Origin of the sequence: Enterobacter sp. EGD-HP1, from assembly GCF_000733275.2 — a bacterium.
In the GTDB taxonomy this organism is placed as follows: domain Bacteria; phylum Pseudomonadota; class Gammaproteobacteria; order Enterobacterales; family Enterobacteriaceae; genus Enterobacter.
The window spans coordinates 45913-69626 of sequence record NZ_AVOP01000013.1 but is presented as its reverse complement, the minus strand read 5'-3'; the positions used below and the strand labels follow the sequence as shown (position 1 = coordinate 69626).

21 protein-coding genes are annotated in these 23714 nt (G+C 57.3%); 7 read left to right on the top strand and 14 right to left on the bottom strand.

Features of this window, described 5'->3' with window-relative positions:
• Positions 1-96 precede the first annotated feature (96 nt).
• From gntT to gntX, 3 genes are all read right to left on the bottom strand, one after another.
• Entirely contained in the window at positions 97-1413 is a 1317-nt protein-coding gene (gene gntT / locus N037_RS11985) for a gluconate transporter (RefSeq protein ID WP_023333718.1), read from the bottom strand.
• A 305-nt stretch (positions 1414-1718) separates the two neighbouring features.
• A complete protein-coding gene (gene nfuA / locus N037_RS11980; protein ID WP_003861601.1) occupies positions 1719-2294 on the bottom strand; it encodes a Fe-S biogenesis protein NfuA in 576 nt (191 codons plus the stop codon).
• 61 nt (positions 2295-2355) lie between these two features.
• Positions 2356-3039, bottom strand: a complete 684-nt coding sequence (gene gntX / locus N037_RS23895; protein WP_032641128.1) for a DNA utilization protein GntX — start codon at positions 3037-3039, stop codon at positions 2356-2358.
• Between the two features lie 36 nt (positions 3040-3075).
• Here gntX and bioH point away from each other — a divergent pair, with 36 nt between their 5' ends.
• Both bioH and N037_RS11960 read left to right on the top strand, forming a co-directional pair.
• The gene (gene bioH / locus N037_RS11965; RefSeq protein ID WP_032641126.1) at positions 3076-3849 is read left to right on the top strand and encodes a pimeloyl-ACP methyl ester esterase BioH; all 774 of its coding nucleotides are present in this window, start codon (positions 3076-3078) and stop codon (positions 3847-3849) included.
• Between the two features lie 111 nt (positions 3850-3960).
• Positions 3961-4230: a YdgH/BhsA/McbA-like domain containing protein gene (locus tag N037_RS11960; protein ID WP_023309499.1), complete on the top strand. Its 270-nt coding sequence runs from the start codon at positions 3961-3963 to the stop codon at positions 4228-4230.
• Between the two features lie 33 nt (positions 4231-4263).
• On the opposite strand, the gene feoC is transcribed toward N037_RS11960, so the two are convergent.
• From feoC to greB, 5 genes are all read right to left on the bottom strand, one after another.
• Complete coding sequence (feoC, locus tag N037_RS11955) at positions 4264-4500, bottom strand: [Fe-S]-dependent transcriptional repressor FeoC (RefSeq protein WP_032641124.1); 237 nt, start codon at positions 4498-4500, stop codon at positions 4264-4266.
• 10 nt (positions 4501-4510) lie between these two features.
• Positions 4511-6829 (bottom strand): Fe(2+) transporter permease subunit FeoB, encoded by a 2319-nt coding sequence (feoB, locus tag N037_RS11950; protein WP_032641122.1) that lies wholly within the window; start codon positions 6827-6829, stop codon positions 4511-4513.
• 30 nt (positions 6830-6859) lie between these two features.
• Positions 6860-7087, bottom strand: a complete 228-nt coding sequence (feoA, locus tag N037_RS11945) for a ferrous iron transporter A (RefSeq protein WP_008503050.1) — start codon at positions 7085-7087, stop codon at positions 6860-6862.
• Between the two features lie 318 nt (positions 7088-7405).
• Positions 7406-9736, bottom strand: a complete 2331-nt coding sequence (locus N037_RS11940; protein ID WP_032641120.1) for a Tex family protein — start codon at positions 9734-9736, stop codon at positions 7406-7408.
• 87 nt (positions 9737-9823) lie between these two features.
• Entirely contained in the window at positions 9824-10297 is a 474-nt protein-coding gene (gene greB / locus N037_RS11935; protein ID WP_014885539.1) for a transcription elongation factor GreB, read from the bottom strand.
• A 232-nt stretch (positions 10298-10529) separates the two neighbouring features.
• Here greB and ompR point away from each other — a divergent pair, with 232 nt between their 5' ends.
• Positions 10530-11249, top strand: coding sequence for an osmolarity response regulator transcription factor OmpR (gene ompR, locus N037_RS11930; protein WP_001157751.1), 720 nt, complete (start codon positions 10530-10532; stop codon positions 11247-11249).
• Positions 11246-12592: a two-component system sensor histidine kinase EnvZ gene (gene envZ / locus N037_RS11925; RefSeq protein ID WP_023309494.1), complete on the top strand. Its 1347-nt coding sequence runs from the start codon at positions 11246-11248 to the stop codon at positions 12590-12592. The genes ompR and envZ overlap by 4 nt, the downstream gene beginning before the upstream one ends.
• 66 nt (positions 12593-12658) lie before the next feature.
• Here envZ and pckA read toward each other — a convergent pair whose 3' ends face one another.
• The 5 genes from pckA to N037_RS11900 all read right to left on the bottom strand — a co-directional run bounded on the left by pckA (position 12659) and on the right by N037_RS11900 (position 18810).
• Positions 12659-14278: a phosphoenolpyruvate carboxykinase (ATP) gene (gene pckA / locus N037_RS11920; RefSeq protein ID WP_023309493.1), complete on the bottom strand. Its 1620-nt coding sequence runs from the start codon at positions 14276-14278 to the stop codon at positions 12659-12661.
• A gap of 345 nt (positions 14279-14623) precedes the next feature.
• Positions 14624-15508 (bottom strand): Hsp33 family molecular chaperone HslO, encoded by an 885-nt coding sequence (gene hslO, locus N037_RS11915; protein WP_162269339.1) that lies wholly within the window; start codon positions 15506-15508, stop codon positions 14624-14626.
• Positions 15509-15525: 17 nt separating this feature from the next.
• Entirely contained in the window at positions 15526-15927 is a 402-nt protein-coding gene (gene hslR, locus N037_RS11910; RefSeq protein WP_023333710.1) for a ribosome-associated heat shock protein Hsp15, read from the bottom strand.
• Complete coding sequence (gene yrfG / locus N037_RS11905; RefSeq protein ID WP_032641117.1) at positions 15924-16607, bottom strand: GMP/IMP nucleotidase; 684 nt, start codon at positions 16605-16607, stop codon at positions 15924-15926. Before yrfG ends, hslR begins: the two co-directional genes overlap by 4 nt.
• Positions 16608-16674: 67 nt before the next feature.
• Complete coding sequence (locus tag N037_RS11900; RefSeq protein WP_032641115.1) at positions 16675-18810, bottom strand: intracellular growth attenuator family protein; 2136 nt, start codon at positions 18808-18810, stop codon at positions 16675-16677.
• Between the two features lie 321 nt (positions 18811-19131).
• On the opposite strand from N037_RS11900, the gene nudE reads away from it, so the two are divergent.
• Positions 19132-19692: an ADP compounds hydrolase NudE gene (gene nudE, locus N037_RS11895; protein ID WP_023333707.1), complete on the top strand. Its 561-nt coding sequence runs from the start codon at positions 19132-19134 to the stop codon at positions 19690-19692.
• 80 nt (positions 19693-19772) lie between these two features.
• On the opposite strand, the gene mrcA is transcribed toward nudE, so the two are convergent.
• A complete protein-coding gene (mrcA, locus tag N037_RS11890) occupies positions 19773-22325 on the bottom strand; it encodes a peptidoglycan glycosyltransferase/peptidoglycan DD-transpeptidase MrcA (RefSeq protein WP_023333706.1) in 2553 nt (850 codons plus the stop codon).
• 120 nt (positions 22326-22445) lie between these two features.
• Here mrcA and pilM point away from each other — a divergent pair, with 120 nt between their 5' ends.
• Both pilM and N037_RS11880 read left to right on the top strand, forming a co-directional pair.
• The gene (pilM, locus tag N037_RS11885; RefSeq protein ID WP_032641113.1) at positions 22446-23222 is read left to right on the top strand and encodes a pilus assembly protein PilM; all 777 of its coding nucleotides are present in this window, start codon (positions 22446-22448) and stop codon (positions 23220-23222) included.
• Positions 23219-23713: a PilN domain-containing protein gene (locus tag N037_RS11880; RefSeq protein WP_023333704.1), complete on the top strand. Its 495-nt coding sequence runs from the start codon at positions 23219-23221 to the stop codon at positions 23711-23713. The genes pilM and N037_RS11880 overlap by 4 nt, the downstream gene beginning before the upstream one ends.
• Position 23714: the final 1 nt, after the last annotated feature.

The following is a 23714-nucleotide window of genomic DNA, read 5'->3' as shown; positions in this document are numbered from 1 at the left end:
GTGGCGGGTTTTTTATTGCCCGGTGGCGCTACGCTTACCGGGCCTACAGGGATCGAGTAGGTCGGGTAAGGCGTAGCCGCCACCCGACTTAATACATCAGACAACCATATTCAACAGCAGCACCCCGACCAGACCGCATACCGAAATAATGGTTTCCAGCGCGGACCAGGACTTGATGGTTTCACCGATCGTCAGGTTGAAGTACTCCTTGAACAGCCAGAAGCCAGGGTCGTTAACGTGAGAGAAAATCACGCTACCGGAACCGACGGCGATAACCATCAGCTCAGGGCTCACGCCCGTGGTCGCAATCAGCGGGGCAACGATACCGCCTGCGGTAATCGCCGCAACGGTTGCAGAACCCAGCGCAATACGCAGAACCGCGGCAATAGACCAGGCCATCAGGAGCGGCGACACGTTGGTTTCATGCATCATGGCAGCGATGTATTTGTCCACGCCGCTGTCGACCAGAACCTGCTTGAATGCGCCGCCACCGCCGATGATCAGGAGCATCATGGCAATGATTTTGATGGAAGAGGTCAGCGTGTCGTTGATCTGATCCATTGAACGACCGCGGTTCAGACCGAAGGTGAACATCGCGATCAGCACCGCAATCAGCGTGGCCATCACCGGGTCACCCAGGAATTCCGCAACGGACAGGAACGCGTGACCTTTCGGCAGGATCATCTCCGCCACGGCGCGCATCGCCATCAGGATAACCGGTACCAGAGAAGTCCAGACGCTGACGCCAAAGCCAGGCATCTCTTCTTCGGTGAAGGTTTTGGCGCTGTAAAGCCCTTCAGGAATCGGCTTATCAATGCCTTTCAGGAAGCGGGCATAAACCGGGCCCGCCAGAATCACGGTTGGGATTGCCAGAATCGTACCGAACAGCAGGGTTTTACCCATATCCGCGTGGAAAATGGTGGCGATAGCGGTTGGACCCGGGTGCGGCGGCAGGAAGCCGTGGGTCACGGACAGCGCCGCAGCCATTGGCACACCGACATACAGCAGCGGGATATTTGCCGCAGCCGCGATGGTGAACACCAGCGGCAGCATCAGCACGAAGCCCACTTCATAGAACAGCGCGAAGCCGACGGTAAAACCGGTTAAGACCACGGCCCACTGAATGTGCTGTTTACCGAATTTGGCAATCAGCGTGGTGGCAATACGCTGCGCGCCACCGCAGTCCGCCAGCATTTTGCCGAGCATGGCGCCGAAGCCCATGATCAGCGCCAGGCTGCCGAGCGTGCCGCCGACGCCGGCTTTAATCGAACTGATGACTTTCACCAGCGGCATCCCTTGCATCAGACCGACTGCAAGTGCCACCAGAACCAGAGCGATGAATCCGTTCATTTTGAAACGGATCATCAAGAGCAGTAATAACACAACACCGATAGCAACGATGACTAATGGCATGATTTACCTGGCCTTTGAATTGTTATGGGTAACGTCATTGTTTCAACGACAAATTCCGATTGTCCCAACTGGGAACAGAGTTTTAACGGCACTAATACTGATGCCTTGGAAACCATTAAGTTTAGTCGGCTGTTATGAGTGTGCTTAGTGCCCACGAGAATGATACGGGTAACATGATGTGATTGAGAATCACCCAGGCAGGCAAAATGTGAATTATGAGACGCAGGTCAACATATGGAGGGAGAGACAAGGGAAGGTAGGCCCGGTAAGCGTAGCGCCACCGGGCAATACAGACGCGTACTGAATTAGTAGTAGGAGTGCTCGCCGCGCTGGTGCTCGGTCAGGTCACGCACGCCTTTCAGTTCCGGGAACTCGTTCAGCAGCTGCTTCTCGATCCCTTCTTTCAGCGTCACATCGACCATTGAACAGCCGTTACAGCCGCCGCCGAACTGAAGGATCGCCAGACCGTCTTCCGTGATTTCCATCAGGGAAACACGACCGCCGTGGCCCGCCAGCTGTGGGTTGATCTGGGATTGCAGCAGATACTCAACGCGCTCCATCAGCGGGGCATCGTCAGACACTTTACGCATTTTCGCGTTCGGCGCTTTCAGGGTCAGCTGAGAACCCAGCTGATCGGTGACGAAGTCGATCTCCGCATCTTCAAGATACGGTGCGCTCAGCTCATCAACGTAAGCGGTGAGCTGTTCAAATTTAAGGGCAGTGTCAGTCGCTTCCACAGCGTCCGGAGGACAATAAGAAACACCACATTCTGCATTCGGAGTGCCTGGATTAATCACAAACACGCGGATCTGCGTCCCTTCTTCCTGATTTGCCAGCAGTTTGGCAAAGTGCGCTTGTGCAGAATCGGAAATACGGATCATAGCTTTGGCCTAATAGTTGACTAAATTACCTGGGTATAATCATACGCCCATTGAAGAAGGGCTACAAGGTACGGCACAGACACCATACCTGAACCGACGCGGCGCCGCTTCGCAAAAGCAGTCGGGAAAGTTCAGCAACGGTACTGCCCGTGGTGACGACATCATCCACAATTGCGATATGGAGACCGTCGACCGGCAATTCAAGGCGAAAGGCATTTTTGAGGTTTCTTTTGCGAAGCCGGGCGCTGAGCTGATGCTGGATGGCCGTTGCATGAACGCGTGTAAGCGCCCTGGCATCGTACCGACAGCCGAGCCACCGGGCGAGGGGGCGGCAGATCAGGTCACTCTGGTTATAGCCGCGCCGCCAGTGCCGACGTCGGTATAAGGGGACATTCACCACCAGATCGACTTTCGGCAGTGCGCGATGACGCCGTGCCTGCAAAACCGCCAGCAACAGCAGGCGGGCAAGGGGCTGAGCCAGCGAACTCTGCCCGGAAAACTTCAGCGCGTGAATCAGCCTGCTCAACGGTGGAACATAATCATTCACGGCCACCAGCGCGCTCCATGGCGGGGATTTTTTCAGGCAACGGCCACAGGGCAAAAAGGGATTTGTGGCCGGTAAACCACATTGTGGACAGATCCCAATACGCCATTCCAGCGATCGCGTGCAGACGGAGCAGACGCCCCACCGGCTGAGCGCCAGCGGCATTCTGCATAGCCAGCACAACCCAGGTGCTGTTAGCATGTGTAACCTCCATGTGAAAAAAGAGAACAGTAACTGATGAAGACGCTGTGGTGGCAGACCGTAGGGACAGGAAATTGCCATCTTGTGCTGCTGCACGGATGGGGCCTGAATGCGGAGATATGGCATTGCATACGTGAGGAACTAGCCTCGCATTTCACGCTGCATCTGGTGGACTTACCCGGCTTTGGCCGCAGCCGCGGTTTTGGCGCGTTATCGCTAGATGAGATGGCGCAGCAGGTTCTGGACGCTGCGCCGCAAAACGCGGTTTGGCTGGGCTGGAGCCTGGGCGGGCTGGTGGCGAGCCAGATTGCGCTGTCGCGGCCTGACCGCGTAAAAGCGCTGGTGACGGTGGCGTCGTCGCCCTGTTTTAGCGCGCAGGCCGCGTGGCCAGGGATCAAACCTGACGTGCTGGCGGGCTTCCAGCAGCAGCTGAGCGACGATTTCCAGCGGACCGTAGAGCGGTTCCTGGCATTGCAGACAATGGGCACTGACACCGCGCGTAAGGATGCACGCACGCTGAAGCAGACCGTGCTTTCGCTGCCGATGCCGGAGGTTGAGGTGCTTAACGGGGGTCTTGAGCTCCTGAAAACGGTTGACCTGCGCGAGCCGCTGGCAGCGCTGACGGTGCCACACCTGCGTATCTACGGTTACCTCGACGGGATTGTGCCGCGCAAAGTGGTTCCGCTGCTGGATTCACTCTGGCCGGACAGTGAATCCCAGATCATTGCCAAAGCCGCGCATGCCCCGTTTATCTCTCATCCGACGGAGTTTTGTTCAGCGCTGATTGCGTTAAGTCAACGTTTAGACTGATTATTTTCTATCCAGCCTGGAAAAAGTTACACACCGCAACCATACTCCTGATGTCGTTGCGGTTGTTCTGCCTACGATAATCAAAACAACAATCCTATGGAGAGTCAGGTTATGAAACTTGTTACAGGTATTGTCACTTCTCTGGTTATTGGGTCACTGTCATTTGGCGTCTTTGCGGCAAAAGAGCTGGAAAAAGATAAAGTTGCCGGCATGAATCTGACGAAAATTGGTGAGATTTCTACGTCTGACACCACCGCGCCGATGGACGCGAGAAAAGAGCTGTCGAAGAAAGCGGATGAGCTGGGCGGAACGTACTACGTCGTCACCAGTGCTGAAAAACAGACCAAAAACGTACGCGCAACGGCGGACGTCTACAAGTAATACGATAAAGCCAGGCAGCGATGCCTGGCTTGATTAACGCAGTGCCCACCTCTCCCTGAGACAGGCCTTTCCTTCCGGACAGCTTTTACAACTGCCGGAGAGACAGCCGTCCGCGTCTTCCTGAATCCGAACGGCTTTCCCCATGGCTTCCAGTCTTTCCAGCATGGCATCGATCATCGGCTGCGGCGTATGCAGACTGAGGCTCAGCTGTTTCGCCTCCATTCGCCCTTGCAGTGCCAGCAGATCACGAACCTGAATCAACGATGCCATGGTGTGCTCCTTAGTGACAGTCGCCCGCCGGGCTGCTGCAGCAGGTCGCGGCGGTTTTACGGTTTGCGAGCAGGTCGATGTCGACGCGGCTGCGTGCCCGCCGCAGAAGACCGAGCACTATTACGTTAAACAGCACAACCGCGAGAATGCAGACCAGGCTGTAGCGCGGATGCTGGCTGAAGTTAACGGTTTGATAAAAGAGCGTCGACAGCGAGTACGCAATGTTTAACCCCCACAGGATGGAGAAGCCCATCCAGCCGCGGCTGGACTCGCGGGCAATCGCCCCCATCACCGAGATGCACGGAATGTAGAGCAGAACAAAGATGAGGTAGCTGTAGGCCGCAGACGCGCTGCCAAATTTCTCGCCCATCACGCCCATGGCTCCCGTCGCCATTTCACCGTCGCCTTTGCTCGCTTCAATTGGGTTCGCCAGCACGCTCAGGCTGAAGGTGTCTTTCAGGCTCTGCCAGGTCTCCTCTACGGCACCCAGCAGTTCATGACCGAGATGAAACTCTGCCGGATTAAATTCCTGTTCCTGAATGTTCTCAGCGGTATAAAGCGTGTTCAGGGTGCCGACAACCACCTCTTTTGCCATCGCACCGGTGAACAGCCCGACGGTTGCCTGCCAGTTATCCTCATGCACGCCAATCGGTTTGAAGACCGGCGTGATGACGCGGCTGACGGAGGCGAGGGCCGAGTCGTTGATGTTATCTGCCGCCTGCCCGCTGAGGGTGAAGCTGTTCAGTGCGCTCAGGAAAATGCTGACGATGACAATCACCTTACCGGCGCGCAGCACAAAGCCTTTCAGGCGCTGCCAGGTCTGGATCGTCAGGCTTTTTAGATGCGGCACGTGATACACCGGCAGCTCCATCACAAACGGTGACGCTTCACCGCGCATGATAGTGTGCTTCAGCATCAGACCGGTGAGGATCGCCATCACAATACCCAGCACATACAGCGAAAAGACCGCCAGCGCGCCCTGTTGGCCAAAGAAGGCTGCGGCAAAGACCGCAAAGATGGCCAGACGGGCACCGCAGGACATAAACGGCGCCATCATGATGGTCATCAGACGTTCACGCGGCGCATCAAGCGTGCGCGCGCCCATCACCGACGGCACGTTACAGCCGAAGCCGACAATCAGCGGGACGAAGGATTTACCCGGCAGACCCAGCGCCTGCATCAGACGATCCATCACGAACGCGGCGCGCGCCATGTAGCCGGAATCTTCCAGGAACGAGAGGAACAGATACATCATGCCGATCTGCGGCACCAGCGGCAGAACGGTATTGATACCGCCGCCGATCCCCTGCGCGAGGAAGATGGTTAACCATTCCGGGAAGTGCAGGGTGTAACCCACCCACTGAATACCGTGGACGAAGATCGCGACGGAACCGGCGTCGAAAATAGGCTGGAGTGCGCCGCCGATGTTAATGGCGAGCAGGAACATCACGTACATCACCAGCAGGAAGATGGGCAAACCGAGGAAGCGGTTAAGCACCACTTTATCCACCGCCGCCGTAAAGCGGCTGGGTTCTGCCGTCAGGGCGTTACTGACCACGTCGCAAATCGAGGCGATGGCCTGGTAACGCGCATCGGCGATGTGCAGCGCCGGGTCGTCCAGCTCGTCGCTAAGACGAGCTACCGTCGCGTCCAGCTTATCTGCCGCATGCCCGGCGTAAGCGCGGCTGTAGATATCCCCTTCCAGCATCTGCAGACCAAGCCACAGACGCTGTTTCGCAGGCATGCTTGTGTCCATCTCCTGCGCCAGCACATTGGCTTCGCGCAGGAGAGGCTGTGCGTAATGCACCAGCTCAATGTCGCGATTACCCTGGTGACGGTCAATGGCCAGCTTCAGCGCATCAATACCGCGAGCGCGCGTCGAGACCAGCGGAACGACCGGGCAACCCAGGCGCGCGGAGAGGGCATCGACGTCGATACGCAGCTTTTGTTTCTCCGCAATGTCGAGCATGTTGAGCGCCACGATGCAGGGGATCCCCAGCTCCAGCAGCTGCAGCGTCAGATAAAGGTTACGTTCGAGATTGGAAGCGTCGACCACGTTGATCAGCAGGTCTGCGTCGCCGCCAAGAATGTAGTGGCAGGCAATCTGCTCATCGAGCGAAGTTTGCGACGAAATGGTGGTTAAGGAGTAGGTGCCGGGAAGGTCAACCAGCGTCACCTGGCTGTCCGTTGTCGTGAACTGACCCTCTTTACGCTCAACCGTCACGCCCGCCCAGTTGCCCACGCGCTGGCGTGCGCCGGTCAGCTGGTTAAAAAGGGTGGTCTTGCCGGAATTAGGATTGCCAATTAAGCCAATAGTTAACTTTTTCATTTTTTTAGACTCACTGAAACCGCTGGCTTGTTATCGGGATAAGGCTTCGACTTCTATTAACGCGAGGTCTTTCTTACGCAGCACCAGATTCACGCGGCGGGTTTCGATGTGAACCGGGTCACCTAGCGGCGCCACGCGCACGACCTGGAATGACGAGCCGGGCAGCATGCCCAGCGACAGCAGCTTTTGCCGATAGGCCGGGCTAATTTCGCGGGTAAAACCGGTAATCTTCCATGCACTGTCTGGAGTGAATTGCATAACGCCTGATTCCACGAAAGGTTAAATTATCTACTATGGGATGATAATGAGAATAGTTTTTATCAGCAATATTAAAACTGTGACGGAATGTTGTTTGCGGTATTAATTTACGGCCTGTTTGACCTTGCTCAATATTTGCTGAATTGCCGGGAAAACGAAAAGGGGAGTATTTGTTAACGGGGTGATAATTCGTGGTTTAAATATGGCTACATCTATTTATTTTAATTCGCTGCGGCCTGCTTGCCGGGCGGCACTGCGTTTGCCCGGCCTACAAAAGCGTAGGCCCGGTAAGCGCAGCGCCACCGGGCGTTGACAACCTTAGCGTTTCTTACCCATCGCTGCGGCCAGCGCATCCATCATCGCGCTGTTGCCTGCAGGCTGTGCATCACGTCCGCGAGGTTTCGCGGCCTTCGCGGCCGGGCGCTGCTGCTCGCGACCACCGCCATTGCCGCCACGGCGCGCGCTGGTGTCGCCTGGCTGCTCGTCCAGACGCATGGTCAGGGCGATACGCTTGCGCTGCAGATCCACTTCCAGCACTTTGACCTTCACGATGTCGCCCGCTTTGACCACGGTGTGCGGGTCTTCAACGAACTTGTCGGCGAGGGATGAGATATGCACCAGACCGTCCTGATGCACGCCGATATCCACAAACGCGCCAAAGTTGGTGACGTTGGTCACCGCGCCCTCCAGCACCATGCCGGGCAGCAGGTCGTTCATGGTTTCCACGCCGTCAGCAAAGGTCGCCGTTTTGAACTCAGGACGCGGATCGCGGCCCGGCTTTTCCAGCTCTTTGATGATGTCGGTGACGGTTGGAACACCAAATTTGTCGTCGGTGAAATCAACGGCTTTCAGGTTGCGCAGGGCGCTGCTGTCGCCCATCAGGTCTTTCAGCGCCTGCTGGGTGGCGGCCAGAATACGCTCGACAACCGGATAGGCTTCCGGGTGAACGGTGGAGGCATCGAGCGGGTTATCGCCGTGGTTGATGCGCAGGAAGCCCGCACACTGCTCAAAGGCTTTTGGCCCCAGACGGCTCACCTTCAGCAGCTGCTGACGGTTCTGGAACTGACCGTTCTCATCACGCCAGGCGACGATGTTCTGCGCCATCATGCGCGTTAAGCCCGCCACGCGGGTCAGCAGAGGAACGGAAGCGGTGTTCAGGTCAACGCCGACGGCGTTTACGCAGTCTTCCACCACCGCATCCAGCTTGCGCGCCAGCTGCGTCTGGCTCACGTCGTGCTGATACTGGCCCACGCCGATGGATTTCGGATCGATCTTCACCAGCTCCGCCAGCGGATCCTGCAGGCGGCGAGCGATAGAGACCGCACCGCGCAGGGAAACGTCCAGGTCCGGGAACTCCTGCGCCGCCAGCTCGGACGCGGAATAGACGGATGCCCCCGCTTCGCTGACGATCACTTTCTGCGCCGTCACTTTCGGGAACTGCTTCTGCACGTCGAGGTAGAAACGCTCGGTTTCGCGTGAGGCCGTACCGTTGCCGATGGCAACCAGCTCCACGTTGTATTTTTCGCACAGCGCCGCCACCACGACGGCCGCTTTCGCCGCCTGGCCGGTGTGCGGGTAAATGGTGTCGGTGGCAACCAGCTTGCCGGTGCCGTCAACCACGGCGACCTTCACGCCGGTACGCAGACCCGGATCGAGACCCATGGTGGCGCGCAGGCCGGCTGGGGCGGCCATCAGCAGGTCGTGCAGGTTACGGGCGAAGACGTTGATCGCTTCGTCTTCGGCGCGCTCGCGCACGGTGCCCATCAGCTCGGTTTCGAGGTGCATAAGCACCTTGATGCGCCAGGTCCAGCTCACCACGCCTTTGCGCCAGCTGTCCGCCGGGGCGTTGTTCAGGCGCAGGCCGAGATGGTCGATGATGATCTGCTCGCAGTGGCTCTCTTTCGGCGGCTCGTCGAACTGCGGGTCGGCGTTCAGGGAGAGCTGGAGCACGCCTTCGTTGCGGCCGCGGAACATTGCCAGCGCGCGGTGTGAAGGGGCGGTAGAGATCGGTTCGTGGTGATCGAAGTAGTCGCGGAATTTCGCGCCTTCTTCCTCTTTACCCGCGACGACGGTAGAGACGATGTGGGCATTCTTCCACAGGTAATCACGCACTTTAGCGAGCAGGGCGGCGTCTTCGGCGAAGCGCTCCATCAGAATGTAGCGCGCGCCGTCGAGGGCGGCCTTGGTGTCCGCTACGCCTTTGTCGGCGTCGATAAATTTCGCCGCTTCGGTTTCCGGGTCATGGGACGGCTCGTTCCACAGCAGGTCGGCCAGCGGCTCAAGGCCCGCTTCAATCGCAATCTGCCCGCGCGTGCGGCGCTTCGGTTTATACGGCAGATAGAGATCTTCGAGTTCGGTTTTGCTCAGGGTACCGTTAATGGCGCTTTCCAGCTCGCCGGTCAGCTTGCCCTGTTCGCCGATGGATTTGAGGATCGCCTGACGACGTTCTTCCAGCTCGCGCAGATAGCCCAGACGGGTCTCCAGGTTACGCAGCTGCGTGTCGTCCAGACCGCCGGTGACTTCCTTACGATAGCGTGCAATAAACGGCACGGTGTTCCCTTCATCAAGCAGGCGAACGGCAGCTTCTACCTGTTCGGCTCTGGCCTGAATATCACCCGCAATAATGCGGCAGAGCGAATCTTTCATCATGGCTTTATCATCTGTTGAGTCGAAAAATCAGGGGATAGTTATACGGGCTGACACGGCAAAATGCCAGCCGGGGAGGGCGCTCTCGGACTATTTTACGTAGACGATCTCATTGACGTACCAGCTGGCTTCTCCGGCGGGGGTCTGAACGACGGCCAGGTCGCCCACTTCCTTTTTCAGCAGCGCGCGGGCCATCGGGGAGTCGATGGAGATGTAATCCTTACGACCAAAAATTTCATCGTAGCCGACAATGCGAAAACGCAGGGTGTCACCGTCGTCGTTTTCAATTTCCACCCACGCGCCGAAGAACACTTTGCCCTCCTGCTGCGGGGAGTAATCGACAATTTTGAGATTCTCGAGGCACTTGGTCAGATAGCGAACCCGGCGGTCAATTTCGCGCAGCCGCTTTTTGTTGTACTGGTAGTCAGCGTTTTCGCTGCGATCGCCCAGGCTTGCTGCCCAGGTGACCTTTTTGGTTACTTCAGGACGCTCCTCGCGCCAGAGGTAATCCATCTCTTTTTTGAGCTTTTCGTACCCTTCGCGGGTGATCAGGGGCGTTTTCATGGTAAAGCCTTTGCTGCCTGCCGGTTAACTGTCTTGCGCACAATACGTACCACACAGTGTAACAGACAGGATTAATAATGATTTATGTGATGAAATGAGCAGATAAGCTGCTGTTAAATATGCTTTGTAACAATTTCGACTAGAATTTATACCAGAATTAGCTGGTCGAATACGTGCACTTTTTTAGAATACGCTGTTACAAAGACTATCCGAACCTTTGGGAGTACACACAATGCAAGAGAACTACAAAATTCTGGTCGTGGATGACGACATGCGCCTGCGTGCGCTGCTGGAACGTTATCTGACCGAGCAGGGCTTCCAGGTTCGTAGCGTCGCGAACGCTGAGCAGATGGACCGTCTGCTGACCCGTGAATCTTTCCACCTGATGGTTCTCGACCTGATGCTGCCTGGCGAAGATGGGCTCTCTATCTGCCGCCGTCTGCGCAGCCAGAGCAACCCGATGCCGATCATCATGGTGACGGCGAAGGGCGAAGAAGTTGACCGTATCGTGGGCCTCGAAATCGGCGCCGACGACTATATTCCAAAACCGTTTAACCCGCGTGAACTGCTGGCGCGTATTCGCGCTGTTCTCCGCCGTCAGGCGAACGAACTGCCGGGCGCACCGTCGCAGGAAGAAGCCGTCATCGCCTTCGGCAAGTTCAAGCTGAACCTCGGCACGCGCGAGATGTTCCGTGAAGACGAGCCAATGCCGCTCACCAGCGGCGAGTTTGCGGTCCTGAAAGCGCTGGTCAGCCACCCGCGTGAACCGCTTTCCCGTGACAAGCTGATGAACCTGGCGCGCGGTCGCGAATACTCCGCAATGGAACGCTCCATTGACGTGCAGATCTCCCGCCTGCGCCGCATGGTGGAAGAAGATCCGGCGCATCCTCGTTATATTCAGACCGTATGGGGTCTGGGCTACGTGTTCGTCCCGGACGGCTCTAAAGCATGAGGCGAATGCGCTTCTCGCCGCGAAGCTCGTTTGCCCGCACCCTGTTATTGATCGTCACCCTGCTGTTCGTCAGCCTGGTGACGACCTATCTGGTGGTGCTGAACTTTGCGATCCTGCCTAGCCTCCAGCAGTTTAATAAGGTCCTGGCCTACGAAGTCCGTATGCTGATGACCGATAAACTGCAGCTGGAGGATGGCACGCAGCTCGTCGTTCCCCCGGCGTTTCGCCGTGAAATCTACCGTGAGCTGGGCATTTCGCTCTACTCCAACGAAGCGGCGGAAGACGCTGGCCTGCGCTGGGCGCAGCACTACGAATTCCTGAGCCAGCAGATGGCGCAGCAATTGGGCGGCCCAACGGAAGTGCGCGTTGAGGTCAACAAAAGCTCGCCCGTCGTCTGGTTGAAAACCTGGCTTTCACCCAATATCTGGGTGCGCGTCCCGCTGACCGAAATCCATCAGGGCGATTTCTCGCCGCTGTTCCGCTATACCCTGGCGATCATGCTGCTGGCGATAGGCGGGGCCTGGCTGTTTATCCGTATACAGAACCGACCGCTGGTCGACCTGGAGCACGCTGCGCTGCAGGTCGGTAAAGGGATTATTCCTCCTCCGCTGCGCGAGTATGGCGCCTCGGAAGTCCGTTCGGTGACGCGCGCGTTTAACCATATGGCGGCAGGCGTGAAGCAGCTGGCGGATGACCGTACGCTGCTGATGGCGGGCGTCAGCCATGACCTGCGCACGCCGCTAACGCGTATTCGTCTGGCGACGGAGATGATGGGGGAAGAGGACGGTTACCTTGCCGAGTCCATCAACAAGGATATCGAAGAGTGCAACGCCATCATCGAGCAGTTTATTGACTACCTGCGCACCGGACAGGAGATGCCAATGGAGATGGCGGATCTGAACGCGGTGCTGGGCGAAGTGGTGGCGGCGGAAAGCGGCTACGAGCGCGAAATTGATACCGACCTTCAGGCGGGAGAGATCCAGGTTCGCATGCATCCGCTCTCCATCAAACGTGCGGTCGCCAACATGGTGGTCAACGCGGCGCGCTACGGCAACGGCTGGATTAAGGTCAGCAGCGGGTCTGAACTCAACCGCGCCTGGTTCCAGGTAGAAGACGACGGCCCGGGCATCAAGCCCGAGCAGCGTAAGCATCTGTTCCAGCCGTTTGTGCGCGGCGACAGCGCGCGCAGCACCAGCGGTACGGGCTTAGGCCTGGCGATTGTTCAGCGTATCATTGATAACCACAACGGGCTGCTGGAGATTGGCACCAGCGAGCGGGGTGGGTTGAGCATTCGCGCCTGGCTGCCGGTACCGGTGACGCGAGGGCAGGTGAAAGAGAGTTGAAAAAAGGGTGGCACGAGCCACCCTTTTTTGTAGGTCGGGTAAGGCGAAGCCGCCACCCGACATGGACTACAGTTTTGGACCCGCACTCACCAGCGCAGCACCCGCCGGGGTATCGGTATACTTCTCAAAGTTCTCAATAAACAGCTTCGCCAGCGATTCCGCTTTCTCACGCCACTGCTCCGGCGAACCGTACGTATTGCGCGGGTCGAGGATATGCGTATCCACACCCGGCAGCGACGTTGGGATCGCCAGGTCAAACATCGGCAGCGTGAAGGTTTCGGCGTCGTCCAGAGAACCATCCAGAATCGCGTCGATAATGGCGCGGGTATCTTTGATAGAGATACGTTTGCCGGTACCGTTCCAGCCGGTGTTCACCAGGTAAGCCTGCGCGCCGGATGCCTGCATGCGTTTCACCAGCACTTCAGCGTACTGCGTCGGGTGCAGCGACAGGAAGGCCGCGCCGAAGCAGGCGGAGAAGGTTGGGGTTGGCTCCGTCACACCGCGCTCGGTACCCGCCAGCTTGGCGGTGAAGCCCGAGAGGAAGTGGTACTGCGTCTGGCTGGCCGTCAGGCGAGACACCGGAGGCAGCACGCCGAACGCATCCGCCGTCAGGAAAATAACCTTCGTGGCGTGACCCGCTTTTGACACCGGCTTCACGATATTGTCGATGTGGTAGATCGGGTAAGAGACGCGGGTGTTTTCCGTTTTCGACGCATCGTCGAAGTCGATGGAGCCGTCTGCACGCACGGTGACGTTTTCCAGCAGCGCATCGCGACGGATCGCGTGGAAGATATCCGGCTCTGCCTCTTCAGACAGGCGAATGGTCTTCGCGTAGCAGCCGCCTTCAAAGTTGAATACGCCGTCGTCATCCCAGCCGTGTTCGTCATCGCCGATCAGGCGACGTTTTGGATCGGTGGACAGGGTGGTTTTCCCGGTGCCGGACAGGCCGAAGAATACCGCCACGTCGCCTTTTTCACCGACGTTAGCCGAGCAGTGCATGGAGGCGATGCCCCGCAGCGGCAGCAGGTAGTTCATGACGGAGAACATCCCTTTCTTCATTTCGCCGCCGTACCAGGTACCGCCGATCAGCTGGATACGCTCGGTCAGGTTGAAGGCAACAAAGTTTTCGGAGTTCAGGCCCTGCTCTTTCCACTGTGGGTTCGTGCATTTCGCCCCGTTCATCACGATGAAATCCGGAGTGAAATCCTGCAGCTCTTCGTCGGTTGGACGAATAAACATGTTTTTCACGAAATGCGCCTGCCAGGCCACTTCAGTGATAAAACGCACGGAGAGACGGGTGTCGGCGTTAGCGCCGCAGAAAGCGTCGACAATGAACAGACGCTTGCCGGAAAGTTGATGGGTGACGAGCCCTTTCAGGTGCTGCCAGGTTTCCGGAGAGAGCGGTTTGTTGTCGTTCTTCCCTTTGCCCTTGTCAGCCCACCACAGCGTATCGCGGGTGGTTTCGTCTCGGACGATATACTTATCTTTCGGCGAACGACCGGTAAAGATACCGGTATCGACGGCGATAGCACCAAGATTCGTCAACACACCGCGCTCGTATCCTTCCAGTGCTGGATTGAGCTCTTCCTGATACAGCGTATCGTAGTCGGGGTTGTAGACGATTTCCTGGACGTCGTGAATTCCATAAGCCTTGAGATCTTGCGGGGTTAAACCAGTAACACGCATATCACTGCTCCTTAGCCAATATGTACTGCCTGAAATTGTAGGGTTTTTCTGAGGTTGTTAACCGCGACGGGGCTCATAGATTTACGCATCTGGACAAAACCCTTACTAACGGAAAACGCTGCGACTCCAGTCACAGCGCAGGCGGATTATCGCAGGAATCGCTTTTTGGTTGGGGAAAATGTTCCGAAAAGGTTAAAGAGTGGTGATTTTATCGGAAAGAATGTGAATGTAATCGCATACACGTAAGAAAATTACGTAAGAGTTACATAGGGAAAACGATTCAGCTTATGCGGGGATTTTGACCCTCATCCCAAAGGGGAGAGGGTCAGGGTAAGGGGAAGAGGTTTAGTGAACCTGCGGATCCGCCGGGGAGGCGTTATTGCGGATCTCAGCGATATCCATCGAATTGAACACATAGTGGGTACCGCAGTAGTCACAGTGCATATCAATTTCGCCGTCTTCCGCCATGATGCTGTCGATCTCTTCATCCGGCAGGGTTTTCAGTGCGCCAGCGCAGCGCTCGCGTGAGCAGGTGCACTTAAATTCCACCGCCTGCGGGTCGTAGACCGTCACTTCTTCTTCGTGGTACAGACGCCACAGCACGTCGGTCGCCGACAGGTTGAACAGCTCTTCCGCTTTGATGGTTTCGGTCAGCGTTGCCAGGTGCTCAAAGTCATTGGTCTGTGCGTCCTGCGCAGGCAGAACCTGCAGCAGCATACCGCCCGCAGCAGGCTGACCGTCCACTTCACCGGTGCGGATGAAGAGACGCGTCGGCAGCTGTTCAGAACGCATGAAGTAATCTTCCAGGCAGGCTGCCAGCGTATCGCCTTCCAGACCCACCACACCCTGATAGCGCTCGCCTTCCTCAGGAGAGATGGTGATCACCAGATAGCCATTACCCACCAGCGTCTTGAGGTCCGCATTTTCAGGCACGTCGCCCTGAACGCGCGCCACGCCGCGCATTTGCTGCTGGTTGTTGCCGTTGATCACCGCCAGCGTCATCGGGCCGTCACCCTGCAGCTGCACGGTGATATCACCGGCAAACTTCAGCGTCGCCGTCAGCAGGCTGGTGGCAACCAGCAGTTCGCCCAACAGGGTCTTCACCGGCAGCGGGTAGTTGTGGTTTTCCAGAATCTGTTTCCAGGTTTCGGATACGGTGACCAGCTCGCCGCGCACGGCGAATTGTTCAAACAGATAGCGGTGTAATTGGTCGTGTTGGGCCATTTTCATCTCTCGTGCGGGTGAGGTTACTCGGTCTCACCGTGTTTAAATTTCATCAGATCGCGGCGCTCTTTTTTATCCGGTCGCCTGTCCGGGTGAGGCATCGTCAGCGCGTTCATTTTGCGCGCCAGCGCGGTCTTCTCGCGTTTTTCAATGCTCTCCGCCGTCTCTTCATAAAGCAGTACGGCTTCTGTTGCGGGTCGACGCTGTTCGGTAATGGCTTTAATCACCACCGTACGTTCATCGTTGCCCTGACGCAGCGTTAAGGTGGCATTCAGCTCAACCAGCTTGCTCGGTTTGCTGCGCTGGCCGTTGTAATGCACTTTTCCGCCGTCAACCATCTCGCGGGCAAGGGCGCGTGTTTTATAAAAACGCGCTGCCCACAGCCATTTGTCCAGTCTTACCCCGTCAGAGGGTTTTTCTTTCATGGCGTCTCCTTCACGGTCAGTGAGGGGATCATCTGGCGATAGTCGTTCAGCCCGGGGTGGCGCAGATAGCTTTTTTCAGCCAGGCCAGAGTCAGGATTGGTCACGCCCAGACAGTAGCGAATGCCAAACCTTGCCGCGGAATCCAGAATGGGCTCGCTGTCATCAATGAACAGCGTACGTTCTGGCTGCAACCCCGTCTCTTCCTTCACCGCATGCCACAACCGCTGATCCTCTTTCGGATAACCAAATGTGTGGGTGGAAAGTAATAAATCAAGGTGCGACGCCAGACCGGTATGCTCCAGCTTCACCGCCAGATTATGTGGATGCGCGTTGGTCAGCAAAATACGGCGCTTGCCGCTTGCTTTCAGCGCATCCAGAAAGGGCACGGTATCCTCGCGCAGAACGGCGCGCGGGCCCTGGGCGGTGGTCATGGCACAAATATCCAAACCGAGGCGCTCGCTCCAGTAGTCAAGACAGTACCAGTTTAGCGTATGTTGCACTGCGCTATATTGCGAACGAATGAATGCCTGCGCTTCTGCCGGGGAGATCCCCTGCTGTTCGCCATAGGTTTCAGGAACCAGCGTTTGCCAGAAATAGTTATCAAAGGCGAGATCGAGCAGCGTGCCGTCCATATCCAGCAGAACGGTATCAACCTCCTGCCAGGCGATATCAAGATGCATTAGGGGGAACTCCAGCCAGAAGAAACGTGCGCGACAGGGTAGCACATCTTGCCGCGCAACGACGTTATCAGATCAGGCTCTCAGACGAGGGGATCAGCTTAGGATTGAGGCAGTTTTCATAATACTGCTGGATGTCGGCAAGCCGGGTGCGCGAGCGCTGGTAGCGGCGCAGGGCCATAAAGCCGTTCCAGAAAATGGCGATCAGCATCGCGGTCATCAGCAGAGAGGTGCCAATGTAACGCCATAAACCTGCGCTATCCGGCATCCGGTGCAGCCCGATATGGCGGGTGCCGTTAGCATCGGTGTAGATGCTTGTGACAATCCCTTCGGCGCTGAACGGCGTTTGCATCAGCATCTGCGCCAGGCGCTGGAACTGGCTCCACTGCTCCTGCGCCGGGTAGTCATAAAGCGCGACCTGCGGGTAAGGCTGATCGACCAGGTCGCTACCTTCATCGCTGACAATCACAAACCCGCCCGGTGCCGGGCTGTTCAGCGCCTGAGCCGCACGGGTGGTTTCGCGCATCATGAACGGCGAGGTCGAGGTGGCGACCAGGTTATCCAGCGATTCAGCGCTCACCGGACGGAGCAGCACGTTAACGCCGTCCAGTCGCCCCGCTTCCGCGCGCTTTACCAGCGAGTCCCAGTCTTTGCTGTTCCCCAGGTTGACCAGCGCATTCTTGAGGCGGATGCACTCATCCTGCGAGGAGCAGAGATCTTCAGTTTTCAGGACGATGTCACCAAAATCATCCAGCAGAACCATGCCTGATTTCTGAATGGCCGAGCGCAGAGCAGGGCTGACGCGCGAATCATCGTCCGGTTTCGGGTGCAGCTGGCGGTTCACCGTCTGGGTAAGCGCCGTGGCCTTATTCACCACTTCGGATTCCGGCAGCGGCAGCGGCGGCGCGTCGTTCCAGATAATTTGCGAGCAATCGAACGGCATGAACGGCGAGTTCTGGCGGGTGTTCCACGCCCCCGGGGTGTGAATATTACACATCCCGGTACCTTTCAGGCGCAGCGTGTCCCCCACGCGCACACCGGCTTCATCCAGTTTGTTGACGCTGCTCGCTTCAATGGTTTGCGCCCCTTTGATCCACGACAGAGTGAATTTTATGGGCATATCCAGCGGCATGAAAAGCAGCAGCATGGCTAAGACCAGCGCAGCGCCGCCGGCAATGACCGCGCTGCGCAGCCAGTGCTGAAGCGGGAAATTTTTCACTTCATCATGCAAAGACAGGAAGCGTCCCTGACGCACAACGTGGCGGTCAAGGTAGATATCAATATCGGTTTTCTGCCCTAAGTCCTGCGCAATCCACGGTTGCCAGTGGCGCGGGTAGATCAGGTCGATAATACCGAGCGAAATATTGTTGAGATGTTCCTGATCGTTTTCACCGAACAGGCCCCAGCGCTTTGGCGTACCGCGCAGGCAGTGGATCTCGCGCAGCGAGGTTTTGGCCGGTGGGGCAAAGAGCCCCCAAAGCCCGGCAGCCAGCAGCAGCACCGCGCCGCCCGCCAGCCAGGGGACAAACACATCCGGCGTGAGCAGGCAGATAAAAAAGAGCAGGAAGGACGCGACGATCAGAATAGCTTCACGGATGCCGTCCGGGCGGCTCAGGGCGTACTCTTCATGCGTTTCCTGGCGAATGTTCAGCAGTTCGATCTGCTCCGTCTCTTCGCCACGAATGGAAGCCTGCGTTGAACTCGCGCGCTCCAGCGCAAAACGCGGAGCTTCCTGAAGGTATTCATTCAGCGTATGGCCGTTAAGCGAAATAACCAGGGGCAACGAATCGGTGTGAATCAGCTCAACGCTGTTTTCGTCATTAATGTATTGCTCCCAGGACGGGGGCAGATGCACTTCGACGGAATCAAGGTAATAGCGCCATTTATTGGGGTCATCAGTGGTGATGCCATAGCGCGTGATGGAGCGCGTCACGCAGAGCACGGTATCACTTTGCGCATTAAGCTTTAGCGCGACGGGCGCAGCGGTGGCCCCCGTTGGCCCAGGCGTTAACTGAGTACGGTTCAGGATTTCGAGATAGTTTTCAACCGCATCGCGCTCGTCTTGCGTGAGTTTACGCGTGCTCGCACCCGCAAATGCATTTAAAAAGGGCAGACGATAACGGCGCTGTACCCGGCGCCTGTACAACCACCCTGCAACCAATGCGCTGGCCAGCATAGCAGCGAGAACAATCAAAATGGTGCTCATGCTTTCCCCATCTTACTTATCTTACAGGTGTAGTCAGTAGCACCTTTACATTGAATGAGAGTCTGTGGTTGGCTATCGGCAAGTATGGAGTCGAACTTGAGCATTCTGAAGCGCATCCCAGTGACCGGTGATGATAGCAAAGCCTGTTATGGCGCGATATCAGCAAATTCCTGGAAACATTTCAACCTCTTGACATTTGTTTTGAATTGAGGATTGATCCCTGCTACGTTGCATAAATGTAAATAAAGAACGATTGACATTGCCGAAACCGTGCGGCATATCGCACAATAACGCCAGTTCTCACTGCTAAGACCCATCACGATGAGCAAACCACTACAAAAACCCACCATTCTGAATGTTGAAACTGTCGCCAAATCGCGCCTGTTTAATGTCGAAAGTGTGGACCTGGAGTTCAGCAACGGTGTGCGTCGCGTTTATGAACGTATGCGCCCCTCTTCGCGCGAAGCGGTGATGATTATTCCCATTATCGACGATCATCTGATTTTGATCCGCGAATATGCTGTGGGAACGGAATCTTACGAGCTTGGTTTTTCGAAAGGGCTTATCGACCCGGGTGAAACCGTCTTCGAAGCGGCAAACCGCGAGCTGAAAGAAGAGGTCGGCTTCGGGGCGAATGAGCTTTCATTCCTGAAAAAACTGAGCATGGCGCCGTCCTATTTTTCCAGCAAAATGAATATTGTGGTGGCCGAAGATCTCTATCCTGAATCGCTCGAAGGGGATGAGCCGGAGCCGCTGCCGCAGGTTCGCTGGCCGCTAGCGCACCTGATGGATCTGCTGGAAGACCCTGACTTTAATGAGGCTCGCAACGTGAGCGCGCTGTTCCTGGTACGAGAGTGGCTGAAGGGGCAGGGGCGACTGTAGGCCATAAAAAAAGCCGGGTGGCGGCTTCGCCTTACCCGGCCTACGATGCTTTGCCCGGTTTTTACCGGGCATTTTTATTTTTAGAACAGCTCGTGCGTTTCGCCGTTATCAATAATCTCTGTACCCACCTCATGCACCGCCTGCGTGGTTGGCTGCGTGCCCTCGATGAAATACTCTTCGCGACTATTACCGCCGTTGGCGAGCTGACCCGTGCTGCGGTCGATATTGACCGTCACCACGCCTGGCGGTGGCGTCAACGGCTGCTCCGGCACGCCTTCAAGAACGGACTTCATGTAGGCGTCCCAGGCCGGCTGCGCGCTCTTCGCTCCGCCTTCGTAGCCGGAAATCTGATCCTTAATCGCGCCGGATGCCGTTGTACGACCTAAGTCACGGCGGTGATCGTCGAAACCGATCCAGACCGATGTCACCACGCCCGGCCCGTAGCCGGAGAACCACGCATCTTTCGAACTGTTGGTTGTCCCCGTTTTACCGCCGATGTCATGGCGCTGCAAATCACGCCCTGCGCGCCAGCCTGTGCCCTGCCAGCCCGGTTCGCCGAAGATGTTGGTGTTCAGTGCGCTTTTGATCAGGAACGACAGCGGCGTGTTGATCACATGCGGGGCATACTCCGGCGCACCGGTCTGTGCCACCAGCGACTGGTTAGCCTGCTCGAGCTGCGGCTGCGGCACGACGCCGTTCTGCTGCTCCTGAGACACGGCAGGATCTTCCATGTCCTTGTTTTCAAGCACCTCGGATTTCGGCGTATTGCCATAAATGACCGGAATATCGCAGTCAGGACAGGCAATTTTCGGTTTTGCTTCGAACAGCACGCCGCCCTGGTCGTTTTCGATCTTGCTGATGAAGTACGGGTCAATCAGGAAGCCGCCGTTGGCCATCACCGAGTACCCGCGTGCGACCTGAAGCGGCGTAAAGGAGGCGGAACCTAACGCCAGCGACTCGGTGCGAACGATGTTCTGCGCCGGGAAACCGAAGCGCTGCAGATACTCTGCGGCATAGTCGACGCCCATCGCGCGCATGGCGCGCACCATCACCACGTTTTTCGACTGTCCCAGACCCTGACGGAGACGAATAGGACCGGCATACTCCGCAGGGGAGTTCTTCGGCTGCCAGTCGGAACCGGCACCGGCATCCCAGCGGGAGATTGGCACGTCGTTCAGGATGCTGGCGAGGGTCAAGCCTTTATCCATCGCGGCCGTGTAGAGGAACGGTTTGATATTGGAACCGACCTGACGCAGCGCCTGGGTGGCGCGGTTAAATTTGCTCTGGTTGAAATCAAACCCGCCGACCAGGGCCAGGATGGCACCGTTCTGTGGATTGATAGAGACCAGGGCCGAGTTGACGTCCGGCACCTGCGCCAGCCACCAGGATTCGCCTACCTTGCGCACCCAGATTTGCTGCCCGGTTTGTACCGCATCGGTCACTTTACGCGGCGTTGCGCCCTGCAGGGTATCCGAGCGATAAGGACGCGCCCAGCGGATACCGTCCATACGCAGGGAGACGGAGGTACCGTCCGCGAGCGTCGCAACGGCCTCCTGAGGATCGGCCTGCGTCACCACGGCAGGAAGGAGCGGACCATAGGTCGGCAGCGCCTTCAGCGTACGGGTGATTTTTTTGTTGTCCCACGCGCTTTCGCCCACTTTCCAGAGCACGTTTGACGGGCCGCGATAGCCGTGACGCATATCGTAGTCCATCACGTTGTTCCGCACCGCTTCCTGAGCCGCCTGCTGGACTTTGCGGGTGACGGTGGTGTACACGCGATAGCCATCTTCATAGGCCTTGTCGCCATAACGATTCACCATCTCCTGGCGAACCATTTCGGTCAGGTAAGGGGACGCGAAGGCGATCTCAGGAGCGTGGTAGTTAGCGTCAATGACATCGTTACGCGCCTGCTCGTACTCGCTCTGGCTGATGTAGCCTTCGCTCAGCATACGTGACAGGACGACGTTACGACGCGCGGTGGCGCGATCGAGCGAATAGAGCGGGTTAAACGTGGACGGCGCTTTCGGCAGACCGGCAATGGTTGCCATTTCGCTTAAGGTGAGTTGCTCAACAGGCTTACCGAAATATACCTGTGCGGCAGCCCCCACGCCATAGGCGCGGTAGCCCAGGTAGATTTTATTGAGGTACAGCTCAAGGATTTCGTCTTTGCTCAGCAGCTGCTCAATACGAATCGCAAGGAACACCTCTTTGATCTTACGTATCAGCGTCTTTTCAGGGCTGAGGAAGAAGTTACGTGCCAGCTGCTGCGTAATGGTACTCGCCCCCTGAGAGGCGTGGCCAGAGAACAACGCAATGCTCGCGGCACGGAAAATCCCCACCGGATCGACACCGTGGTGCTCGTAAAAACGGCTGTCCTCCGTGGCGATAAAGGCTTTCACCATCACGGGGGGGATTTGGTTTAAGGTCAGCGGAATACGACGCTTCTCGCCATACTGCGCCATCAGCTCGCCATCGGCGCTATAGACTTGCATCGGGATCTGGAGTCGTACATCGCGAAGCGTGGCGACATCAGGTAGCTGTGGCTCAATATATTTGTACAAACCGTAAATCGAGCCTGCTCCCAGCAGAATGCAACAGACTGCAAGGATGAATAAATACTTTACGAACTTCACCGGAGATTTCCCATTTGGTTTCACTTGGGCAGTTTCTAAACAATCGCGCGGTAGTATAAAGGCAAGCCTGATTCATTGATATAGCCGTCAAGACGACGGGCGATAAGGAGATCGTGAAGCATGGCTTTCAAAACATGGCAAACGGGCGTTCATATTCAACAGGATAGGGTGCTGATCGTTGCGCTGGCTCGGGAGAAGTCCGGCTGGTGCTTGCGCCGCTGGTGGGCGGTTCCTCTGGCCGAAGGCATCCTTCGTGACGGCAAAATTTGTCAGCCAGAACAGCTGGTTAATGCGTTACGCGACTGGCGAAAAACGCTGCCTCACTACCACCGGGTGTACCTCTCTTTCCCGGCAGCACGCACCCTGCAACGGTCGCTTCCCCGCCCGACCGTTGCGCTGCGCGACAGCGAGCAGCTCTCATGGCTTGGCGCGGCGCTCGCGCGCGAACTGGAGATGTCTGCCGATACGCTCTGTTTCGATTACGCGCAGGATACCTTCAGCAATAGCTTTCAGGTGACTGCCGCGCAAAACAACGAGGTCGAGACCCTTCTGGCGCTGGCGAAAGCGCTGCGTTTGCGGCTGGTAGCCATTACGCCGGATGCCAGCGCGCTGGCGAATCTTCTTCCTGCGGTGGCGCAAGCGACGTGCGTTGCCTGGCGGGACGATCGGCAGTGGCTGTGGGCGATGCGCCACCAGTGGGGGCGCCGCTTTATCACAGAAGCCGAAAGCGTGGCCGAGCTGTCTGCGCTGCTGGCGCTTGGTCCGGATGACATCGCGCTGTTTGATAACCGACGTGACCCGTGGGAAATCCTGAAACGCTGCCATGCCCCGCTACCGGACTGCGGCGCTGATTATACCGTTGCGCTGGCGCTGGCCATGAGCGAGGTGCCCGGATGAGCATCATGAATTTTCTGCCGTGGCGACAGCAGCGGCGCGCGCGATGCCTGCGTTTCTGGGGCGCAATGTCTGTCGGCACCGTGCTGTTGATGTTCGTGGTTATGTTCGGTCTGCGGATGAACCCTCTTATGAGGCTGCACGTGCTGCAAACGGATCTGACGGGAATGCAGACCGTGCAGCATGCGCTTCTCTCCCGGCAGAAACTCGCCTCACAGGCACAGAAGCCAGCGCAGACGCTTCAACAACGCGCATGGCAACCGGTGCTGGAGTCGCTTTCCCGCACCATTCCTGACCAGGTCTGGCTGGCAGAGCTTCGCTATCAGCCGCCTGCGCTGATGCTGAGCGGGTATGCCCTAACCCTGCCGGCCCTTTCTGCTCTGCGCGATGCGCTTGGACAAATTACCGGCTTCACGCCCGGGACGGCGGGTGAGCTTCGGCAGGACAGCCAGGGGCGCTGGACGTTCACCCTTCATCTTAAAAGCGAGGGTTAAC

Coding starts and splice junctions, on each gene's coding strand:
- N037_RS11960 (WP_023309499.1), top strand. CDS start 3,961: ATGAAACTTGTTACAGGTATTGTCACTTCTCTGGTTATTGGGTCACTG.
- pilM (WP_032641113.1), top strand. CDS start 22,446: ATGGCTTTCAAAACATGGCAAACGGGCGTTCATATTCAACAGGATAGG.
- nfuA (WP_003861601.1), bottom strand. CDS start 2,294: ATGATCCGTATTTCCGATTCTGCACAAGCGCACTTTGCCAAACTGCTG.
- gntT (WP_023333718.1), bottom strand. CDS start 1,413: ATGCCATTAGTCATCGTTGCTATCGGTGTTGTGTTATTACTGCTCTTG.
- feoC (WP_032641124.1), bottom strand. CDS start 4,500: ATGGCATCGTTGATTCAGGTTCGTGATCTGCTGGCACTGCAAGGGCGA.
- hslO (WP_162269339.1), bottom strand. CDS start 15,508: ATGAAAATGGCCCAACACGACCAATTACACCGCTATCTGTTTGAACAA.
- greB (WP_014885539.1), bottom strand. CDS start 10,297: ATGAAAACGCCCCTGATCACCCGCGAAGGGTACGAAAAGCTCAAAAAA.
- gntX (WP_032641128.1), bottom strand. CDS start 3,039: ATGCTAACAGCACCTGGGTTGTGCTGGCTATGCAGAATGCCGCTGGCG.
- feoB (WP_032641122.1), bottom strand. CDS start 6,829: ATGAAAAAGTTAACTATTGGCTTAATTGGCAATCCTAATTCCGGCAAG.
- nudE (WP_023333707.1), top strand. CDS start 19,132: ATGAGCAAACCACTACAAAAACCCACCATTCTGAATGTTGAAACTGTC.
- N037_RS11880 (WP_023333704.1), top strand. CDS start 23,219: ATGAGCATCATGAATTTTCTGCCGTGGCGACAGCAGCGGCGCGCGCGA.
- pckA (WP_023309493.1), bottom strand. CDS start 14,278: ATGCGTGTTACTGGTTTAACCCCGCAAGATCTCAAGGCTTATGGAATT.
- bioH (WP_032641126.1), top strand. CDS start 3,076: ATGAAGACGCTGTGGTGGCAGACCGTAGGGACAGGAAATTGCCATCTT.
- ompR (WP_001157751.1), top strand. CDS start 10,530: ATGCAAGAGAACTACAAAATTCTGGTCGTGGATGACGACATGCGCCTG.
- N037_RS11940 (WP_032641120.1), bottom strand. CDS start 9,736: ATGATGAAAGATTCGCTCTGCCGCATTATTGCGGGTGATATTCAGGCC.
- N037_RS11900 (WP_032641115.1), bottom strand. CDS start 18,810: ATGAGCACCATTTTGATTGTTCTCGCTGCTATGCTGGCCAGCGCATTG.
- hslR (WP_023333710.1), bottom strand. CDS start 15,927: ATGAAAGAAAAACCCTCTGACGGGGTAAGACTGGACAAATGGCTGTGG.
- yrfG (WP_032641117.1), bottom strand. CDS start 16,607: ATGCATCTTGATATCGCCTGGCAGGAGGTTGATACCGTTCTGCTGGAT.
- envZ (WP_023309494.1), top strand. CDS start 11,246: ATGAGGCGAATGCGCTTCTCGCCGCGAAGCTCGTTTGCCCGCACCCTG.
- feoA (WP_008503050.1), bottom strand. CDS start 7,087: ATGCAATTCACTCCAGACAGTGCATGGAAGATTACCGGTTTTACCCGC.